17 protein-coding genes and 1 other RNA gene are annotated in these 17,097 nt (G+C 58.6%); 6 read left to right on the forward strand and 12 right to left on the reverse strand.

Translation table 11 applies throughout. The features are described from left to right. The first annotated feature begins 129 nt into the window (after window positions 1-129). On the forward strand, window positions 130-1,089 hold the full coding sequence (locus ACA053_RS03690; RefSeq protein ID WP_497315493.1) for an enoyl-CoA hydratase/isomerase family protein: 960 nt from the start codon (window positions 130-132) through the stop codon (window positions 1,087-1,089). Window positions 1,090-1,126: 37 nt separating this feature from the next. Continuing rightward, window positions 1,127-1,549 (forward strand): organic hydroperoxide resistance protein, encoded by a 423-nt coding sequence (locus tag ACA053_RS03695; protein ID WP_094469208.1) that lies wholly within the window; start codon window positions 1,127-1,129, stop codon window positions 1,547-1,549. A gap of 121 nt (window positions 1,550-1,670) precedes the next feature. Here the strand turns inward: ACA053_RS03695 and ACA053_RS03700 are convergent, their stop codons facing one another. The 10 genes from ACA053_RS03700 to ACA053_RS03745 all read right to left on the reverse strand — a co-directional run bounded on the left by ACA053_RS03700 (window position 1,671) and on the right by ACA053_RS03745 (window position 11,867). Then, window positions 1,671-2,048 carry a DUF6124 family protein gene (locus tag ACA053_RS03700; protein WP_497394579.1) on the reverse strand — a complete coding sequence of 126 codons (378 nt, stop codon included), beginning with the start codon at window positions 2,046-2,048 and terminating at the stop codon, window positions 1,671-1,673. A 387-nt stretch (window positions 2,049-2,435) separates the two neighbouring features. Further along, window positions 2,436-2,639: a hypothetical protein gene (locus ACA053_RS03705; RefSeq protein WP_497394580.1), complete on the reverse strand. Its 204-nt coding sequence runs from the start codon at window positions 2,637-2,639 to the stop codon at window positions 2,436-2,438. A 115-nt stretch (window positions 2,640-2,754) separates the two neighbouring features. Continuing rightward, window positions 2,755-3,148, reverse strand: a transfer-messenger RNA (tmRNA) gene (ssrA, locus tag ACA053_RS03710). Between the two features lie 95 nt (window positions 3,149-3,243). Next, window positions 3,244-3,522 (reverse strand): PA2433 domain-containing protein, encoded by a 279-nt coding sequence (locus tag ACA053_RS03715; RefSeq protein ID WP_497394581.1) that lies wholly within the window; start codon window positions 3,520-3,522, stop codon window positions 3,244-3,246. Window positions 3,523-3,863: 341 nt separating this feature from the next. After that, on the reverse strand, window positions 3,864-4,139 hold the full coding sequence (locus ACA053_RS03720) for a PA2433 domain-containing protein (protein ID WP_497394582.1): 276 nt from the start codon (window positions 4,137-4,139) through the stop codon (window positions 3,864-3,866). A 119-nt stretch (window positions 4,140-4,258) separates the two neighbouring features. Beyond that, complete coding sequence (locus ACA053_RS03725; protein ID WP_497394583.1) at window positions 4,259-7,078, reverse strand: FAD-binding and (Fe-S)-binding domain-containing protein; 2,820 nt, start codon at window positions 7,076-7,078, stop codon at window positions 4,259-4,261. Continuing rightward, window positions 7,075-7,746: a LutC/YkgG family protein gene (locus tag ACA053_RS03730; RefSeq protein WP_497315508.1), complete on the reverse strand. Its 672-nt coding sequence runs from the start codon at window positions 7,744-7,746 to the stop codon at window positions 7,075-7,077. Before ACA053_RS03730 ends, ACA053_RS03725 begins: the two co-directional genes overlap by 4 nt. After that, the gene (locus tag ACA053_RS03735) at window positions 7,746-9,200 is read right to left on the reverse strand and encodes a LutB/LldF family L-lactate oxidation iron-sulfur protein (RefSeq protein ID WP_497394584.1); all 1,455 of its coding nucleotides are present in this window, start codon (window positions 9,198-9,200) and stop codon (window positions 7,746-7,748) included. The genes ACA053_RS03730 and ACA053_RS03735 overlap by 1 nt, the downstream gene beginning before the upstream one ends. Beyond that, the gene (locus tag ACA053_RS03740) at window positions 9,197-10,021 is read right to left on the reverse strand and encodes a (Fe-S)-binding protein (protein WP_497394585.1); all 825 of its coding nucleotides are present in this window, start codon (window positions 10,019-10,021) and stop codon (window positions 9,197-9,199) included. The genes ACA053_RS03735 and ACA053_RS03740 overlap by 4 nt, the downstream gene beginning before the upstream one ends. 151 nt (window positions 10,022-10,172) lie before the next feature. Further along, complete coding sequence (locus ACA053_RS03745) at window positions 10,173-11,867, reverse strand: lactate permease LctP family transporter (RefSeq protein ID WP_497394586.1); 1,695 nt, start codon at window positions 11,865-11,867, stop codon at window positions 10,173-10,175. Window positions 11,868-12,129: 262 nt separating this feature from the next. Between ACA053_RS03745 and ACA053_RS03750 the strand changes: the two genes are divergently transcribed. Beyond that, window positions 12,130-12,897: a GntR family transcriptional regulator gene (locus ACA053_RS03750; protein ID WP_109627897.1), complete on the forward strand. Its 768-nt coding sequence runs from the start codon at window positions 12,130-12,132 to the stop codon at window positions 12,895-12,897. A gap of 147 nt (window positions 12,898-13,044) precedes the next feature. On the opposite strand, the gene smpB is transcribed toward ACA053_RS03750, so the two are convergent. Beyond that, complete coding sequence (smpB, locus tag ACA053_RS03755; protein WP_109627898.1) at window positions 13,045-13,527, reverse strand: SsrA-binding protein SmpB; 483 nt, start codon at window positions 13,525-13,527, stop codon at window positions 13,045-13,047. Between the two features lie 118 nt (window positions 13,528-13,645). On the opposite strand from smpB, the gene ACA053_RS03760 reads away from it, so the two are divergent. The 3 genes from ACA053_RS03760 to ACA053_RS03770 are packed head-to-tail and all read left to right on the forward strand — an operon-like array spanning window position 13,646 to window position 15,798. Then, a complete protein-coding gene (locus ACA053_RS03760; protein ID WP_109627899.1) occupies window positions 13,646-15,049 on the forward strand; it encodes a sodium-dependent transporter in 1,404 nt (467 codons plus the stop codon). Window positions 15,050-15,056: 7 nt separating this feature from the next. Next, window positions 15,057-15,491: a type II toxin-antitoxin system RatA family toxin gene (locus tag ACA053_RS03765; protein ID WP_010463538.1), complete on the forward strand. Its 435-nt coding sequence runs from the start codon at window positions 15,057-15,059 to the stop codon at window positions 15,489-15,491. Further along, on the forward strand, window positions 15,484-15,798 hold the full coding sequence (locus ACA053_RS03770) for an RnfH family protein (RefSeq protein WP_497396122.1): 315 nt from the start codon (window positions 15,484-15,486) through the stop codon (window positions 15,796-15,798). The genes ACA053_RS03765 and ACA053_RS03770 overlap by 8 nt, the downstream gene beginning before the upstream one ends. Before the next feature lie 275 nt (window positions 15,799-16,073). Here the strand turns inward: ACA053_RS03770 and ACA053_RS03775 are convergent, their stop codons facing one another. Beyond that, window positions 16,074-17,096, reverse strand: a complete 1,023-nt coding sequence (locus ACA053_RS03775; RefSeq protein ID WP_015093115.1) for an IS110 family RNA-guided transposase — start codon at window positions 17,094-17,096, stop codon at window positions 16,074-16,076. Window position 17,097: the final 1 nt, after the last annotated feature.

Genomic DNA, 17,097 nt, shown 5'->3' on the forward strand with positions numbered 1-17,097 from the left:
ACGTCACTTGTGAGTCGAATTTACGCTGCTAGGCTTGTTCAGTCGGTCCATTTCGGCATGCTCAAAAACTGCTTCAGACTGTAGAACGTTGTACGCGGGAACCCATGTTTTTCTACTGGAGGTTTTCCCATGAGACTGCAGCTATTCAACGCAGCGATCATTGTCGCCAGCATGGCGGCCACCGGCTTGTCTCTCGTCGGTGAAGCAGCGTCCACATCCGCTTCACAACCCGACAAGACACAACCCGTCAACGCGGTAAAACAGCAGATCAAGCTCACCCGCATCACCCCCGAGTATTGGCGCGTCACCTTCCACAATCCGCCGTACAACATCTACGGCCCCGAGACCATGCCGCAGCTGAATGAGGTCGTCACGGCCATCGAGACCGATCCGAAAGTGGTGGTCGTAGTCTTCGACAGTGATGTTCCGGACTTCTTCCTCACTCACTACGACTTTGTCCCGCCGCTGACCGACACCACCAGCCTGCCCAACGGCCCGACCGGCCTGCCGCCATTGCCTGACATGCTGGTTCGTTTGAGCAAGGCGCCGGTGGTCTCGATCGTGTCGATCCGCGGTCGTGCCACTGGCGTTGGCAGCGAGTTGGCACTGGCCAGCGACATGCGCTTCGCCAGCCGCGAAAAAGCCATCCTCTCGCAATGGGAAATCGGCGCCGCCCTGGTGCCGGGCGGCGGCCCGATGGCGCGCCTGCCACGGCTGATGGGCCGCGGGCGCGCGCTGGAAGTGCTGCTCACCGGCAACGACATCAATGGCGAACTCGCCGAGCGTTACGGCTACGTCAATCGCGCGCTACCTGACGCCGAACTCGATAAATTCGTCGACACCATGGCGCGACGCATCGCCCGGTTCGACAAACAATCGATCACCGACATCAAGCGTCTGGTCGACGCCGCCAGTCTGCCACCCAATGAAGCCATCGCCGCCGAATGGGAGGGTTTCATCGGCTCGGTCAAACGCCCGGCAGCGCAGCAACGCATCACCCAACTGATGGAGCTTGGCCTGCAGAAAAAAGCCGACGTCGAAAAACGCCTGGCGCACTACACCGGCACCTTGGGCGAGGCCTCGAAATGACCTCGCGGTTGTTCAATCCTTATCAGGAGTCACTGTCATGAGTGCAGCACTGGAAACCGTTCTCTACACCGCCAAAACCCACACCGTCGGCGGCCGCACCGGCACCGGCAAATCCAGCGACGGCGAGCTGGACGTCAAATTCAGCTCCCCCGGCTCGGGCAAACCCGGCACCAATCCGGAGCAACTGTTTGCGCTGGGCTATTCAGCGTGTTTCATCGGCGCGATACAGGTCGCGGCAGGCAAGATGAAGATCAAATTGCCGGAGGACACGTCGGTGGATGCCGAAGTGGACTTGGGTAAAACCGCCAGCGGGGACTTTCAGCTGGCGGTCAGGTTAAACGTCAACTTTCCTGGATTGGAGGAGGGCGTGAAACGGGAGCTGGCTGACGCGGCGCATCAGCTCTGCCCGTATTCGCGGATGACGCGGGGGCATGTGTCGGTGGATTTGAAAGTGCTTTAAATCCCAGCCATAAACCGGAGTGCTTTTGTGGGAGCGAGCCTGCTCGCGATAGCGATTGTTCATTCAACATGGATGTCGACTGACACACCGCCATCGCGAGCAGGCTCGCTCCCACAAGGGATCAACTGTGTGGCGCAGATTTCGGCACGACAACGTTATCCAGCATCCGATTCGCCGCCAGTTCCGCCAGCATCACAATCTGCTGGATCGCCATCGCCGTATGCCGATGCGGACCTTCCAGATACCCCGCAAAATCACCCGCCATCACACTGGCCTGGGCCAGTGATTCACAGGTGTGGGCGAGCAGGTCTTCGTCCTTGATATCCGGCGCAATGAGAAACATCGTGCTCGGTTTGCGGGAAACGGGGGATTTCAGGGCGGAGGGATTGAGGTAGTGATCGAGCGCGCGGTCGGCGGCGTCGTGGAGTTTTTTGGAGTCGAGGGATTCGTAGGGGGAAACGTCGTCCGGGGCGGGCGGGTTTGGTGTTTCTTTGATCATGGCAATCGTCCTTTTAAGTCATTGGAGCTGCCACTCTTCCGATTCCACTCGAATAGGTGGCAACTGTGCGCGGGGTGGAAAAACCGAGATAAACGGACAAAACCCGGCAGACCCGAAGGCCTCCCACGCACAGCCGCCATAACTTGAACCTGCGGCCGAAAAAAAGCGCCACAGTATGCCATGGGGGCATGTTTGTTTATCTTCGGGTTTCCACACCCGATCGCTGATGTGCAGCGACCGCCAAAGACTATCTACTCAGCTTCCTACCCGACAACCGCCGGGACTTGTCGGAAACCTCCCCGGAAATCATGGCGTCTGTAGGATCAGGGCGAGATTTGTTGTTTAAAAGAACCCCTTCAATCCCGGCGCTTCTTACAAGACCAGAACCTAGTTCGAAGCCCCAACCCCAAACTTCAACCCTCCCCAATTCCAGCCCTTCGACTGCTTCGTATAGCAGCCGGCCTGATTCCTGGGCTCGGCATCACAGGCAATCCGCCCGTTTTTGTTGGTGTCAGTGGTGCGGTCGTTGTAGTGCGCACAACCGGACGTCAGGGAAAGGGTCAACGCGGCAATCAGTACTTTGAATTTCATGGCGGCATCCTTGCGGGTAGATCGCCAGCATAGGTCTGGTTGTGTTTAACCACAAATCACCAACCCCCAGATGCAACAAAACCCGCACTTGGCGGGTTTTGTCTTGCTTCGTATTTGGTGGAGCCGGGGGGATTTGAACCCCCGTCCGCCAGTACTCCGCTGTCGGTACTACATGCGTAGCCGTTTCTATTAAGTTAACCCTCAGCGACCCGAAGGGCAGGGTGCTTTGGGCGAGTTGTGTAAGTTTTAGCCGCTTCGTCCACAACGTACTGCACGGCGATTCTGTTCTATATGACAATCACTTTGGGTTTACAGACATCCCCTGATGATTGCTGGACCCGAAGGTACCAGGAGGGAAGGGCTAAGGCTGCTTACGCAGCGAGAGCGTATTCCCCGTAGGTTTCGTCATTGGCAACTATAGAAAGTTGCAACAGTGGATTTACGAGTTCTGTTACCAACTCGGCATGCACCTAAAGTTTCGCAACCGGCGTCGAATCCTAAACGGCCCCGAGCCTGTTGCTCGGTGAATCATAGTGAGCAACAAGCACGCGCAGTGTACGCCAACACGCGTGAGAAGGCCAACCCGAAGGTTGGCCACCGCAGATTATGGCGTGGTTTGGTTGCTTAGGTTGTTAGCGAGGGCTAATCCTTGGGTGGCCTCGGTGACGCATTTTTTGTCGTCCCCGGAGGCTTTGGACGCTTCGGCGCTGGCCATCAGTCTTTTGATCTCCACTGTGGCGCTGCTGGAACTCGCCGGCAGCGAACTCACTTTGTTTTTGAGTTCCTGCAGCTTGCTCGTACAAAGGTCGTTGTCCGCCGCAAGTACGGGAGAGGCCAACATTGCAGCAGAGATGAACAGACCAGCGAGTGCGGTACGTTTCATGGATATCTCCTAGTACTGATGGTCTCGGTGCTGCCGTATGAGCGGGCGGCTCGGCCGAGGTCGCAACATAAGCCACGATTGATGGGGCCTACTTAAAAGACTGCGACATTGGGCAGGAATTCGGTTTTTGCAAAAAAGGCTATGAAAAATCTGTTTTATAGAGGGAATGGCAGTAAAGAAGGGCGAAAGTGCGGAGCGGTTCATGCATTACCAAACCCTGGTGCAACAAAACCCGCACTTGGCGGGTTTTGGTTCACTTTGAATCTTGCTAAGCAACAAGCCAGCGCGGTGTACACCAACAAGGCCCAGAAGGCCAACCCGAAGGATGGCCTTTGCGGGGACTATTGTTTGCCACCGTCACTTAACTTCTGAATTTCCTGAATGGTCTGGGTAGTCTCGGCGATGCAATCATCAGTCCCTTTCTTTGTACCCAAGGCGTGATCGTCTTTGGCTTTTTTGACGGAGGCCGCCACCTGTTCAGTCATCTCCGGAGGAATCTGTGTCTTGGCATTTTCGATGGTTTTCAAGTTGACCGCACAGAGGTCTTCGGCGGCAAACGAGGTGGACGCCATCAGTGAGGCAGTAACGAACAGACCTAACAGTACAGAACGTTTCATGTTTATCTCCTTGAACTGAGGGTCCAGGCATTGCTGGCCGTCAGGACGGGCTGCCGAGTTTGGGTAAAAGCCCGGTACGTCCGGGCTTATTCTGTGGACTACGCCAGCGCATCAGGGTTCTATTTTTCTTGCATGACCCTCGCCTGCGTTACCCGATCCACCAGATAGACCAGCCCGTGGTAGTCAATTCCCCCGTGCTGCGTCAAACCGATCTCACAAGTGCGGCTGGTAGAAATCCCTTCGCTGCACTGCTGCACCGCATCCTTCAACGTCCTTAAAGAATGAGCGTTAAGCTCCGGCGTGGTGAAGCCCTTGTCCCCGGCAAACCCGCAACAGTGAATGCCCTCGGGAATGACCACGTTGTTGCTGCACTTACGCGCCAGATCAATCAGCGCCTGACTCTCGCCAAGGTGCTGGGTGCTGCAAGTGACGTGCACCGCGATCGGCGCTTCCTGCGGTGTGAAATCCAGGCGATCCATCAAATGCGTACGGATGAATCGCACCGGGTCGTAAAGGTCGAGTCGGACTTCGCCCAAATCCTGAACCAGCCGTAACGTGCACGGGCTGGTGTCGCAATAGATCGGGTCAAGCCCACCGCGACTGGCGTGCAGCAACGCGCCGATCAGTTCCTGGCGTTTGTGTTCGGCCTGTTCGGCGTAGCCCTTGGAGGCAAACGGCTGACCGCAGCAGAGGCTGTCCTGATTGTCCGGAAAGACTACCTGGTAACCGGCCTTTTCCAGCAGCCCACGGGTTTTGTCGTACAACGACATCTGCTCTTTATCACCCGCCGCCGGGCCCATGACTCGCGAGACACAGGCCGCCAGATAGACCACGCGGGGGCGCTCGTCCGATACGACCGGGCTGAAGCGAATGGCTTTTTCCGGCTGCGGCATGGCGTTGGTCCATTGCGGGACCTGGCCTTTGGACAACTTGGTCAGCGTTGCCGACAGCTTGGCCAGACGCGGCGCGCCCAGCAGCATCCGCGCGCCGTTGGCCACATGCAGGGTGAAGCGCGCGCCTTGCAATGCGGTGGCGAAATTTCCTTCAAGCCAGTTGGCGGTTTTCGTATGCGTCGCCTTACGGCTGCGGAGCTTTTTCACCAGCTCGCCGGTGTTGATGCCTACAGGGCAACGTTGCGCACATAACCCTGTGGCGGCACAGGTGTCGATGCCTTGATATTCGTAAGCAGCTTCAAGCTCGGAGGTGTCGACGCCTGCGCGTTTCTTCGCCTGGATATCCCGCCAGATCACGATGCGCTGGCGCGGGCTCAGGGTCAGTCCTTTCGACGGGCACACCGGTTCGCAGAAACCGCACTCGATGCACTTATCCACAATCTCATCGGCGGCCGGCAGCGGTTTCAGGTGCTTGAGGTGGATCTGCGGATCCTCGCTGAGCACCACGTCCGGGTTGAGAATGCCGTTTGGGTCCAGCAGGCGTTTGAGCTGCCACATCAACTGGTAGGCATCGCTGCCCCATTCCAGTTCGACGAAGGGCGCCATGTTGCGGCCGGTGCCGTGTTCGGCCTTCAGCGAACCGCCGAATTCCACTGCCACCAATTGCGCCACGTCGTCCATGAACGCCTGGTAGCGTGCGACTTCATCCGGGTTGTTGAAGCCTTGGGTGAAGACGAAGTGCAGATTGCCTTCCAGCGCGTGTCCGAAAAGAATCGCTTCGTCGTAGTGATGTTTGTCGAACAGCTCGATCAGGCGATTCACGCCGATGGCCAGTTGTTCCACCGGGAAGGTCACGTCTTCGATGATCACCGTGGTGCCGGTTTTGCGCACCGCGCCGACAGCGGGGAAGGTGTCTTTGCGGATCGCCCAAAGCCGTGCGTTTTCTACCGGGTCCTCGGTGAAGTCGACTTGTTTCTCCACGGGGAACGAGGTCAACGACGCCATGATCTGCGCCAGTTGTTCCTGTAGCAAAGTGGACGATGCGGCGCGGGACTCGATCAGCAGCGCGCAGGCATTGTTCGACAGCTGTTGTACGAAAGCCGGCATGCCGGGTTTGTCCTGCACCGAACGCAGGCTGCGACGGTCCAGCAGTTCGACGGCGGACACCGGCTGGCTTTTCAGCACGGTGACGGCGTTGCAGCAGGTTTCCACATCCGGGAATACGATCAGTGCCGAAGCCTTGTTCGGGTGGTCGATGACCGTGTCGTAGGTCACCGCGCTGATGAAGCCGAGCGTGCCTTCGGAACCCACCAACAAGTGGCTCAAGATATCCACAGGCTCGTCGAAATCCACCAAGGCATTGAGAGACAGGCCGGTGGTATTTTTCAGACGGTATTTGTGGCGGATTCTTGCGGCCAGTTCGGCATTGGCGCGGGTTTCGCGACCCAAGGTCGCCAGACGCTCGAGCAGCGAAGCATGGCTCTGGCGAAAGGCTGCGACGCTCGCTGGATCCTCGGTATCGAGACGGCTGCCATCAGCCAGCACCAGGCGAATGCCGGCCAGCGTGTGGTAGGTGTTCTGCGCGGTGCCGCAGCACATGCCGCTGGCATTGTTGGCAACGATGCCGCCGATTTTGCAGGCGTTGATCGAGGCCGGGTCCGGGCCGATCTTGCGCCCAAAAGGCGCCAGCCAAGCGTTGGCCTGCGCGCCGATCACGCCCGGTTGCAGGCGGATTTGCGTGCCTTGGCCGCGGATGTCGCGACCGTTCCAGTTATCCCCAAGCACGATCAGCACCGAGTCGCTGATGGCTTGGCCGGACAGGCTGGTGCCGGCAGCGCGGAAGGTCACCGGGACCTGATCCCGTTGCGCCAGTTTGAGCAGCGCGACCACTTCGTCTTCGGACTCGACGCGGATCACCAGTTTCGGAATCAGCCGATAAAAACTGGCGTCGGTGCCGAAGGCCAATGTCGACAGCGGGTCGTCGAAACGTCGCTCTTGGGGAATCAATTGCTGCGCATCTCGCAGGAAAGCCGCGGGTAGACTCATTGGTCCTCCAGAATCAAAACCACCAGGTCTTTCGGACCGTGCGCGCCGTAGGCCAGGACTTGCTCGATGTCAGCGGTTTTCGACGGACCGGACACCAGCAAGGCGTTGGTGGGCATGCCCTGGGCCCAGTCGTATTCCTGTTGCACTTGATAGAAGTTGTCGCGGATTTCACTGGCCTTGAGCAGGGCAAAATGCACCGGCGGTACCAGGCTCATCAGGCGCGGTTCTTCCCGCGTCGGCCAGAGAATCAGGCTACCTGTCGCGGCGATGGCGCCGAGGGTGGTGGTCAGGCTGGCTGGGGTGTCGTTGAACAGCTCGGCTTTCCATTCTTCAACCGGGCGGTCGTAGGACTTGAGTGTCGGCAGACCCGGATTGTTCGCCCAGTGTTGAGTGACACATTGCCCATGAGGCGTCGTCGGTGCGATCAACAGACTCGGCAATTGGCGGTCCCACAGCAACTGTGCGAGCAGCGCCGGCCAATCTGCGCCGGACGTCAGATGGATTTCGGTGTGCACCGCTTCCATCAGCTTGCGCAGTTGCGGGATGCGTTGTTCGGCGGTGTAGGTATAAGGCGCAGTCACCAGCTCGACGTCGAATTCATCGGGCACGGGCGTGGTGCCTGTCAGACTTTTCCGTAACTTGGCGAGGATGTTTTGCTTGGCGCTCATCAACGATCTCCCTGTTTGGCCAGATGCTCGCGGGCCATGTCATGCAGTGAGCGGGCAGCGGGTTTCGGTGCGCTGTGGTTTTGCGTCCACGGGCCAACATTACTCGGTGCCAGGGCGCGCAGCCGTGTGGCGAAAAAGCCGAACAGACGATACAGCGTCGGCGAGCTGTTGAGCCTGGCCCAGGCGTTCCAGATAAAACGTTCCTTGCGCGAATACTTGCTGCCCTGGCCGCGCATGACTTGATGCGGACTGTCCGGGGCTTTGACGTTCTCTTCCCGCAGGCGACGCAGCAGGGCCGGGATCGGAATTTTTACCGGGCACACTTCACCGCAAGCACCGCACAGCGACGACGCGCTCGGATGGTCCGGGACGTTCGCCAGGCCGACCATGTGCGGGGTGATGATTTTTCCGATAGGCCCAGGGTAAACCTCCCCATAGGCGTGACCGCCGATTCGAGTGTAGACCGGGCAATGATTCATACACGCGCCGCAGCGGATGCAGTTCAGGGTCTGGCGCAATTCACTGTCGGCGAAGGCCTGACTGCGACCGTTGTCGAGCAATACCAGGTGCACTTCCTGAGGGCCGTCGAGTTCATGTTCCTTGCGCGGGCCGGAGATCATGTTGACGTAGGTGGTGATCGGCTGGCCGAGGGCCGAGCGGGTCAACAGTGATAGCAGCGGCACCACGTCGCGCAGGTTTTCCACGACTTTTTCGATGCCGGTGACGGCGATATGAACCGGCGGCACCGTGGTGGTCATGCGGCCGTTGCCTTCGTTTTCCACCAGCAGCAGGGTGCCGGTTTCGGCCACGGCGAAGTTGACGCCGGAGACGCCGATGTCCGCTTCGAAGAATTTCTGTCGCAAGACTTTGCGACCGATCTGAATGAGTTGGTCAACGTCCTTGGTGTACTCCACGCCAAGTTTGTCGTGGAACAAGGACGCGACCTGACCGGCATTCTTGTGGATCGCCGGCATAATAATGTGTGAAGGCTTCTCGTGGTCGAGCTGGACGATGTACTCCCCCATGTCCGACTCCAGGCATTCAATGCCTTGAGCCTCGAGGACATGGTTCATCTCCATCTCTTCGCTGACCATCGATTTGCCCTTGATCACTTGCCGCCCCTCGTGAGCGCGGATGATCGAGAGGACGATGCCATTGGCTTCGTCCACCGTTTCCGCCCAGTGCACTGTCACACCGTTGCGGGTCAGGTTCTGTTCAAGCTGCTCGAGCAGGTCGGGCAGCTTGGATAACGCTCGGGCGCGGACAGCATTGCCCAGCGCGCGCAAATGTTCTCTTTCGTGGGCATCGCTGAAGGACGCTGCCCGTTTGGTCATCAGAGAATCCATCGCAGTGCGAAAGTTATTTCGCAGTTGCTGGTCACCCAACGCCTTGTGGGCCCGGGTGCGAAAATCTTCCTCCACGGCAACCGTAGGAATAATCGCGGAAGCGTTCATAGAACACCTCCGGTTCGCCGCCAAAGGAAACTGGCCAGGTGTTGGCCGCGCAACGCTTCCTTCTGTTTCTCCAGCGAGCCGTTGATGTTCATCAGGCAACCGCAATCGGCACTGAGTACCTTGTGCGCGCCGGATTCCTTCAACGAGCGGGTCTTGTCAGCCACCATCGCGCCGGAAATGTCTGGCATACGGACGCTGAAAGTCCCACCGAAGCCACAGCATTCACTTTCATGATTGTGGTCGACTCGCTCCACGTTACGCAGCTGCGCCAACAACTCGCGACCATGCAAGTGGGTGTTCATCTCACGGCGTGCCGAGCACGACGTGTGCAACGCCACTTTCACCGGCTCGCCGCTGTCCTTGAGCTGCACCTTGCAGACAAACAACAGAAACTCGGCCAGTTCATAAGTCCGTGCAGCCAGCGCCTGAACCTGTTTCAGCGTATCCGGCTCGTCCTTGAACAAGTCGGCATAGTGTTCGCGCAACATCCCGGCACACGATCCCGACGGCACCACCACCGGGTAATCCCCGGCGAATAGCGCCAGTTGGGAGCGCGCCACGGTCCTTGCTTGCTCGGTGTAACCCGAGGTGTAGGCTGGTTGTCCGCAGCAGCTCTGCCCTTGCGGGTACTCGACACGAATGCCTTCACGTTCCAGCAAGTGGATCGCATCCATCCCGGCTTCGGGGTAGAACAGATCCACCACGCAGGTCCCGAACAGGTAGACCCGTGACGGTTTCTCGCTGGGGTATTGCCGAGGCTCAGGCAGTGGCGGGGCCACGCGGGTCGCGTTCGGCACAGCGTTGTAAAAAAGCTCGCTCATCAGGCGTGTCTCCGGGTGGTCCCGGTTATCCGTCCGTTGAGGCTGCTGAATATAAAGAGGGAAGCTTTCAGCAGCCTTACAGACCGGGTTGTGAATAGCTGACGCCGGAATCGTGGTCCGGCGTCGGTTTTTTCGATGCTGCTTTTAGTTCTTAGTGCACCAGCATGCCGGTGAGCCAGTAGGCCTGGATGTAGGTGATCAGGCCGACGATCGTTGCAAAGAACAGGCTGTGCTTGAGGGTGAAGCGGAACAGATCCGATTCCTTGCCCACCAGCCCGGTCGCGGCGCAGGCCACGGCGATCGATTGCGGCGAGATCATCTTGCCGGTCACGCCGCCGCTGGTGTTTGCCGCGACCAGCAGCACATCGCTCACGCCGATCTGGTGCGCGGTGGTCGCTTGCAACGAACTGAATAGCGCGTTGGACGAGGTATCGGAACCGGTCAGGAATACGCCCAGCCAGCCGAGGAATGGCGAGAAGAACGGGAATGCCGCACCGGTGCCTGCCAATACCAGCGCCATGGTCGAAGACATGCCCGAGTAGTTGGTGACGAAGGCGAACGCCAAGACCATGCCGATGGACAGAATCGGCCAGCGCAGTTCGTAGAAGGTCTCTTTAAAAGTGGTCAGACCAGTTTTGATATTGATCTTCAGCACCAGCATCGAGATCAGTGCGGAGAAGAAAATCGCCGTGCCGGTTGCGGAAATCGGGTCGAGCTTGAACACCGCTGGAATGGCGGTCGGCGCGGTCACGATCGGCGCGACCTTGATCACCATCTGATCCAGGTGCGGGATGGCGAAGTTAAACACCCAGCTGTACATCGAACCGCCGGCAGCGAACATTGCCTTGAACGGTTTCAGGGTCCAGATGGTGACCAGCACGGTGAGAATCAGGAACGGCGACCAGGCTTTGATGATTTCGAACAGGCTGTAAGGCGACGCCACGCTGGTGCGCGGCTGGCCGAAACCACCGGCGCTGGCGGTCACCACCGAGGCCGAGACGGCACCGACGATGTGTTGACCGGCGGCGCGTTTCGGCTGCCAGACTTTCAAGAACAGCGTCAGGGAAATCAGGCTGGCCAGGGCCGAGGTGATGTCCGGCAACTCAGGACCGATGAAGTTCGACGTGAAGTATTGGGTGATGGCAAAGCTCAAACCGGCCACCAGCGCAGCAGGCCAGGTCTCACGAACGCCGCGCAGGCCGTCCATCATGAACACCAGCCAGAACGGCACGAACAGCGACAGCAGCGGCAGTTGACGACCGGTCATGGCGCCGATCTTGAACGCGTCGATGCCGGTCACTTGCCCGGCCACGATGATCGGAATCCCCAAGGCACCGAAGGCCACTGGCGCGGTGTTGGCGATCAGGCACAGACCTGCTGCATACAGTGGGTTGAAGCCCAGTCCTACCAGCAATGCGGCGGTAATCGCTACCGGCGCACCGAAACCGGCGGCACCTTCAAGGAACGCACCGAAGCAGAAGCCGATCAGCAGCACCTGCAAACGCTGGTCGTCGGTGATTGACAACACCGAGCTGCGGATGACCTCGAACTGACCACTCTTGACCGTCAGTTTGTAGAGGAACACGGCCGCGACAATGATCCACGCAATCGGCCACAGACCGTAGGCGAAGCCATACCCGGCGGCGGCGAACGCCATGTCGACTGGCATCTGGAAGGCGAAGATTGCGACGGCGATGGACAACGCCAGCGTGATACTGCCGGCCACGTGCCCTTTGAGGCGGAACACCGCCAACGCCAGGAAGAAAAACACGATGGGGATAACGGCGGCGAGCGCGGAGAAGCCAAGGCTGCCGAGCGGGGTATAGAGCTGTTGCCAGGTTTGCATATGGGGTGGCCCCTAATTGTTGTTGGTCAGGCACTGGTCAGCGTTCTTGGATAATTGGTAATACCAATTTACAATCGCTGTTGGCTAGGGTAAAAGCGTTGTGTGTGGCGTGTCAATTTGTCGCCCTAGAACTTTTGTCGAATAAGCGCTGTGACGCGTGCTTGATCCGCTTTAACAAATGCCGTCTGGTAGGTGCTGGCACAGCGCCGATAGGCCAGAATAGAGAGCCCGGCGAGCCGTCGGGACCGTGGAGAATTGAGTTATGGGGTTTGATCAGATTCGTCAGCGCCGTTTGTCTGACGATATTGTCGAGCAGCTCGAGGGCATGATCCTCGAAGGTACGTTGAAGTCTGGCGAGCGCTTGCCGGCCGAACGCGCGTTGGCCGAGCAGTTCGGCGTGTCACGCCCTTCGTTGCGTGAAGCGATTCAGAAACTGGCGGCCAAGGGCTTGCTGGTCAGTCGCCAGGGCGGCGGCAATTATGTGGTGGAGTCGCTGGGTTCGACCTTTAGTGATCCGCTGTTGCATCTGCTGGAAAGCAACCCTGAAGCGCAGCGCGATCTGCTGGAGTTTCGCCATACGCTGGAAGCGTCCTGCGCCTATTACGCGGCATTGCGCGCGACGGATGTCGATCGCGAGCGTCTGACGGCAGCTTTCAATGAATTACAGGACTGCTACACGCGTCACGATGAAGTGAGCCGGGCGGAAGAGGGCGCGGCGGACGCGAAATTTCACTTGGCGATTGCCGAAGCCAGTCACAACGCCGTGTTGCTGCACACCATTCGTGGGCTGTTCGATCTGCTCAAGCGCAACGTGGTGACCAACATTGGCGGCATGTATAAACAGCGTACGGAAACCCGCGACATGCTGATCACGCAGCACCGGGAGTTGTACATGGCAATTATCGAGGGGCGGGCAGAGCAGGCGCGGGAAGTGTCCAGCCGACACATTCTGTATGTGCAAGAAGTGCTGGAAGAGGTGCGTCAGGAAGTGCAGCGCGTGGCCCGGGCGGAACGGCGCAAGGGGATGTAGTCAGGTGACCTGATGACCTGTGGCGAGGGAGCTTGCTCCCGCTGGGGCACTAAGCGGCCCTCGCTAGTCGCCGCTGTCATGAAGACTGCTGGCGACTGCTGCGCAGCCGAACGGGAGCAAGCTCCCTCGCCACAATCGGGTGGAAGATTATTCTTCCTTGCCCTTGTTGCGCACCGCACGCTGCAACTCGCGACCGGCATCGCGTTCGCGTTCGGTATCACGCTTGTCGTATTCCTTCTTGCCCTTGCCCAGAGCGATCTCGCACTTGACCATGTGCTTGCTCCAGTACCAGGACAGGCACACGCAGGCATAGCCTTTTTGCTGCACGGCGGCGGCCAGCTTTTCCAGCTCGCGGCGGTTGAGCAGCAATTTGCGGGTGCGGGTCGGATCGGCGATGACGTGGGTGCTGGCGGTCATCAGCGGCGTAATGTGGCTGCCGAGCAGCCAGGCTTCGCCATCTTTGAGCAGCACGTAACTGTCAACCAGTTGCAGCTTGCTTGCCCGCAGACTTTTTACTTCCCAGCCGGCCAGGACCAGACCAGCCTCGAACTTATGCTCGATGAAGTAATCGTGTCGCGCCTTTTTATTTTGCGCGATGGTCCCTGTAGGGTGTTTCTTCTGTTTAGCCATAGGGGCGGCATTATAGGGAGTTGCAAGCAAGTCGGCTACGGTATCGCTACGTGCTTGAGCAGGTTGATTGAATCCCGGACAATGCGGCCTCTTTTTTGAACGCTTGGGCGTGATAACGATGTCGACAGACAAGGTTTCTGTCCACGGCAGTTGGGCTAGCCGCTGGGTCTTCATACTCGCCGCGACCGGTTCGGCCGTGGGCCTGGGTAGTATCTGGAAATTCCCGTACATGGTCGGCGTCTACGGCGGCGGCGCCTTCGTGCTGATGTTCCTGGCCTGTATCGCGCTGATCGGTGTGCCGGTCATGCTGGCCGAAACCCTGATCGGCCGCCGTGCGCGGCAGAGCCCGGCCAACGCCTTGAAGGTGCTGGCACAGGAAGCAGGGCATTCGGGCAAGTGGTCCTGGGGCGCATTCGCCGGGATGATCACGGCGTTGCTGATCCTGTCTTTCTATAGTGTGGTCGGCGGCTGGTCGCTGGATTACATCATCGACATGGGTCGTGGCGACTTCCAGGGGGCGACGCCTGATCAGGTCGGCGCGTACTTTGGCAATGTGATCGCCGATCCGTGGCGCCTGACACTTTGGCACACGATTTTCATGCTGCTGTCTGCCGTCGTCATCGCCAAAGGCGTGGTCGCCGGGCTTGAACGCAGTCTGCGGATCATGATGCCGCTGCTCTTTGTGATGATTCTGGTGCTGCTGGGCTATAGCATGACCACCGGGCATTTCATGGAAGGCGTGCATTTCATGTTCGACTTCCACCCGGAAAAAGTCCTCGACGGCTTGTTGCCGGCCATGGGGCACGCGTTCTTCTCCCTGAGCGTGGGTGTTGGTTCGATCATGATTTACGGCGCTTACATGCCGAAGCATTCATCCATCTCCGGCACCGTGGTCGGTGTGGCGCTGCTCGATACCTTCGTTTCGCTGGTGGCCGGTCTGGCATTGTTTCCGATTGTGTTCGCTGCAGGCCTCAACCCGAGCGAAGGCCCGGGCCTGATGTTCGTCAGCCTGCCGTTTGCCTTCGGTAACGTAGCGTTCGGCCAGTTGATGGGCGTAGTGTTCTTCGTACTGGTCGCGGTGGCAGCCTGGAGCTCGGCGATTTCCCTGCTTGAGCCGATGGTGGCTTACCTGGTCGAGCGCACGAAAATCAGCCGCGCCTGGGTGACTTTCTGGCTGGCGTTTATCTGCTGGTTCGTGGGGCTGGGCACGGTGTTTTCCTTCAATATCTGGAAGGAAGCCAAATTTTTCGTGAACGAAGGCGGGATGTTCCATCTCTATCAATGGGGTGCGGCCAGTGGCTTGGACTTCTTTGGCGTGATCGATTTCTTCACTTCGCGGATCATGTTGCCACTGGGTGGTTTGTGTTTCGTGGTCTTTGCAGGTTGGATCATGGGCCGTGAAGCAGTACGCGATGAGCTATCGATCCGCAGCCCCATATTGTTCGGTCTGTCCCTGTTCTTGATGCGCTATGTGGCGCCCATCGGCATTCTCGTAGTGTTTGCCGCACAGCTGTGGAAGTGACGCTTACATGACGACACACATTCAACGTTCGGCGTTGCTGCCATATCCGGCGCAAGCGCTTTATGACCTGGTCAATGACGTGGCGCGTTACCCGGAATTCCTGCCGTGGTGTTCGACCGCCGAAGTGCTGGAAAGCACACCCGAGCACATGCGCGCGAGCGTCGGAGTGGCCAAGGGCGGGTTGAGTCAGCATTTCGTCACCAGAAACACGTTAGTGCCCGGTCATTCGATCGAGATGAACCTTGAGGAAGGTCCTTTCACCCAGCTGCATGGCATTTGGGTGTTCAAGCCGTTGGGCGAAAAGGCCTGCAAGATCAGTCTGGACCTGTCGTTCGATTACGCCGGGCCGATTGTCCGCGCGACCTTGGGGCCGCTGTTCAATCAGGCAGCGAATACGTTGGTGGATGCGTTTTGCCAGCGCGCCAAACAAATGCATGGTTGAGTCGATGGTTGACGTCGAGGTGGTCTACGCCGCGGTTGATCGTCAGGTGCTTCTCTCGGTGACGGTGCCAGAAGGAACGACCGTGCGCGCGGCTTTGCTGAAATCGGGTGTCGGCGAGGCTTTTTCGGAGCTGAATCTGTCCGATTGTCCGGTGGGAATTTTCGGTAAAGTGATCACTGATGCAAACGATCGTCCTGTCCAGGCGGGTGATCGCATCGAGATATACCGGCCATTGCTGGCCGATCCGAAAGAGGTTCGTCGGCTGCGTGCCGCCAAGGCTGCCGAGGCCAAAGCCCGGAATCAGTGAATCGCCCAAACGCCAGACAATAAAATGTATGGTCAGCCCATCTCCTGCAACCTCATGGGCTGTTTTCGGTAAAGCTGGCTTGCGCTAATGTATCCGGGCTCATTGTGAGCGTTGCTGCAACAACGCTCGGCCCTCGATGAGTAGCCGCTCCCGACTGTCCTGAAAAAACCCTCAGCCTCTAAAGCTGATTTTATTGCCAGGTTCTCAGTCGGGCCGTTTGCCGTTTACTGTCATCAGTCAGTGACGTCGCAAAAGCCGGTAGTAAAGCTGTACGTTCAAGCGTTCGGATGTGGGTCGTACTGGCCGCCTTTGGCCAGTACCGCCCACACGATGCGCGCCAGTTTGTTCGCCAGCGCGCACGCGACAACATTGGAGTGGCGACGCGTCAGCAGCTCTCGAACCCAGGGCCCCAAGGCGTCTTCCCGCTTATCGATATGCTGCATGATGGATCGCGCGCCCTGCACCAGCAGTTGGCGGATGTGCTTGTCGCCGCGCTTGCTGATCCCCAGTAGTACTGTTTTTCCGCCCGTCGAATACTGCCTCGGCACCAGCCCTAGCGAAGCGGCAAAATCGCGTCCACTTCGATAGTTCGACGCATCGCCCACATCCGCCAATACCGCGCTGGCGGTGATCGGGCCGATGCCAGGAATACTCTGCAAACGACTCCCGGCATCGTCTTCTTTCAGCTGCTGCTTCAGATCGGACTCGATGTCCTTGATTTCATCATTCAGCTGTTGAATTTGATGATGGAGACGCATCACTACGCCCTTTAGGCGCAACGGAACCGGGTGCTGCGGGTCGTCCAACAGCGCCGGCACGCGGTGCAACGCAGCGGCACCTATAGGCAGGCTGATCCCGAACTCCAGCAGAAAGCCATGAATCTGGTTGGTCGCGACGGTTCGCTGGCCAATCAAAGATTTACGGACACGATGCAGGGCTGAAAGCGTTTGTTGCTCTGCGGTTTTGATCGAGCAGAAGCGCATCGCGGGGCGGCTCGCCGCCTCGCAAATCGCTTCGGCATCAATGAAGTCGTTTTTGTTGCCTTTGACGAATGGTTTGACGTACTGCGGGGCGATCAGCTTCACCTCGTGGCCCAATGCACCAATCTGTCGAGCCAGCCAATGGGCGCCGCCGCAGGACTCCATTACCACCGTACAGGACGGTACCTGCGCCAATGTGCTGAGCAATTGGCCGCGGTTGGTTTTCTTGCGCAATACCTGATGACCTTTGGCATCCTGGCCATGCAGGTGGAAACTGTGTTTGCCAATGTCGATACCGAGAAGCGTCATCGTATTCATG

It is taken from the genome of Pseudomonas sp. LBUM1672 (genome assembly GCF_059695655.1).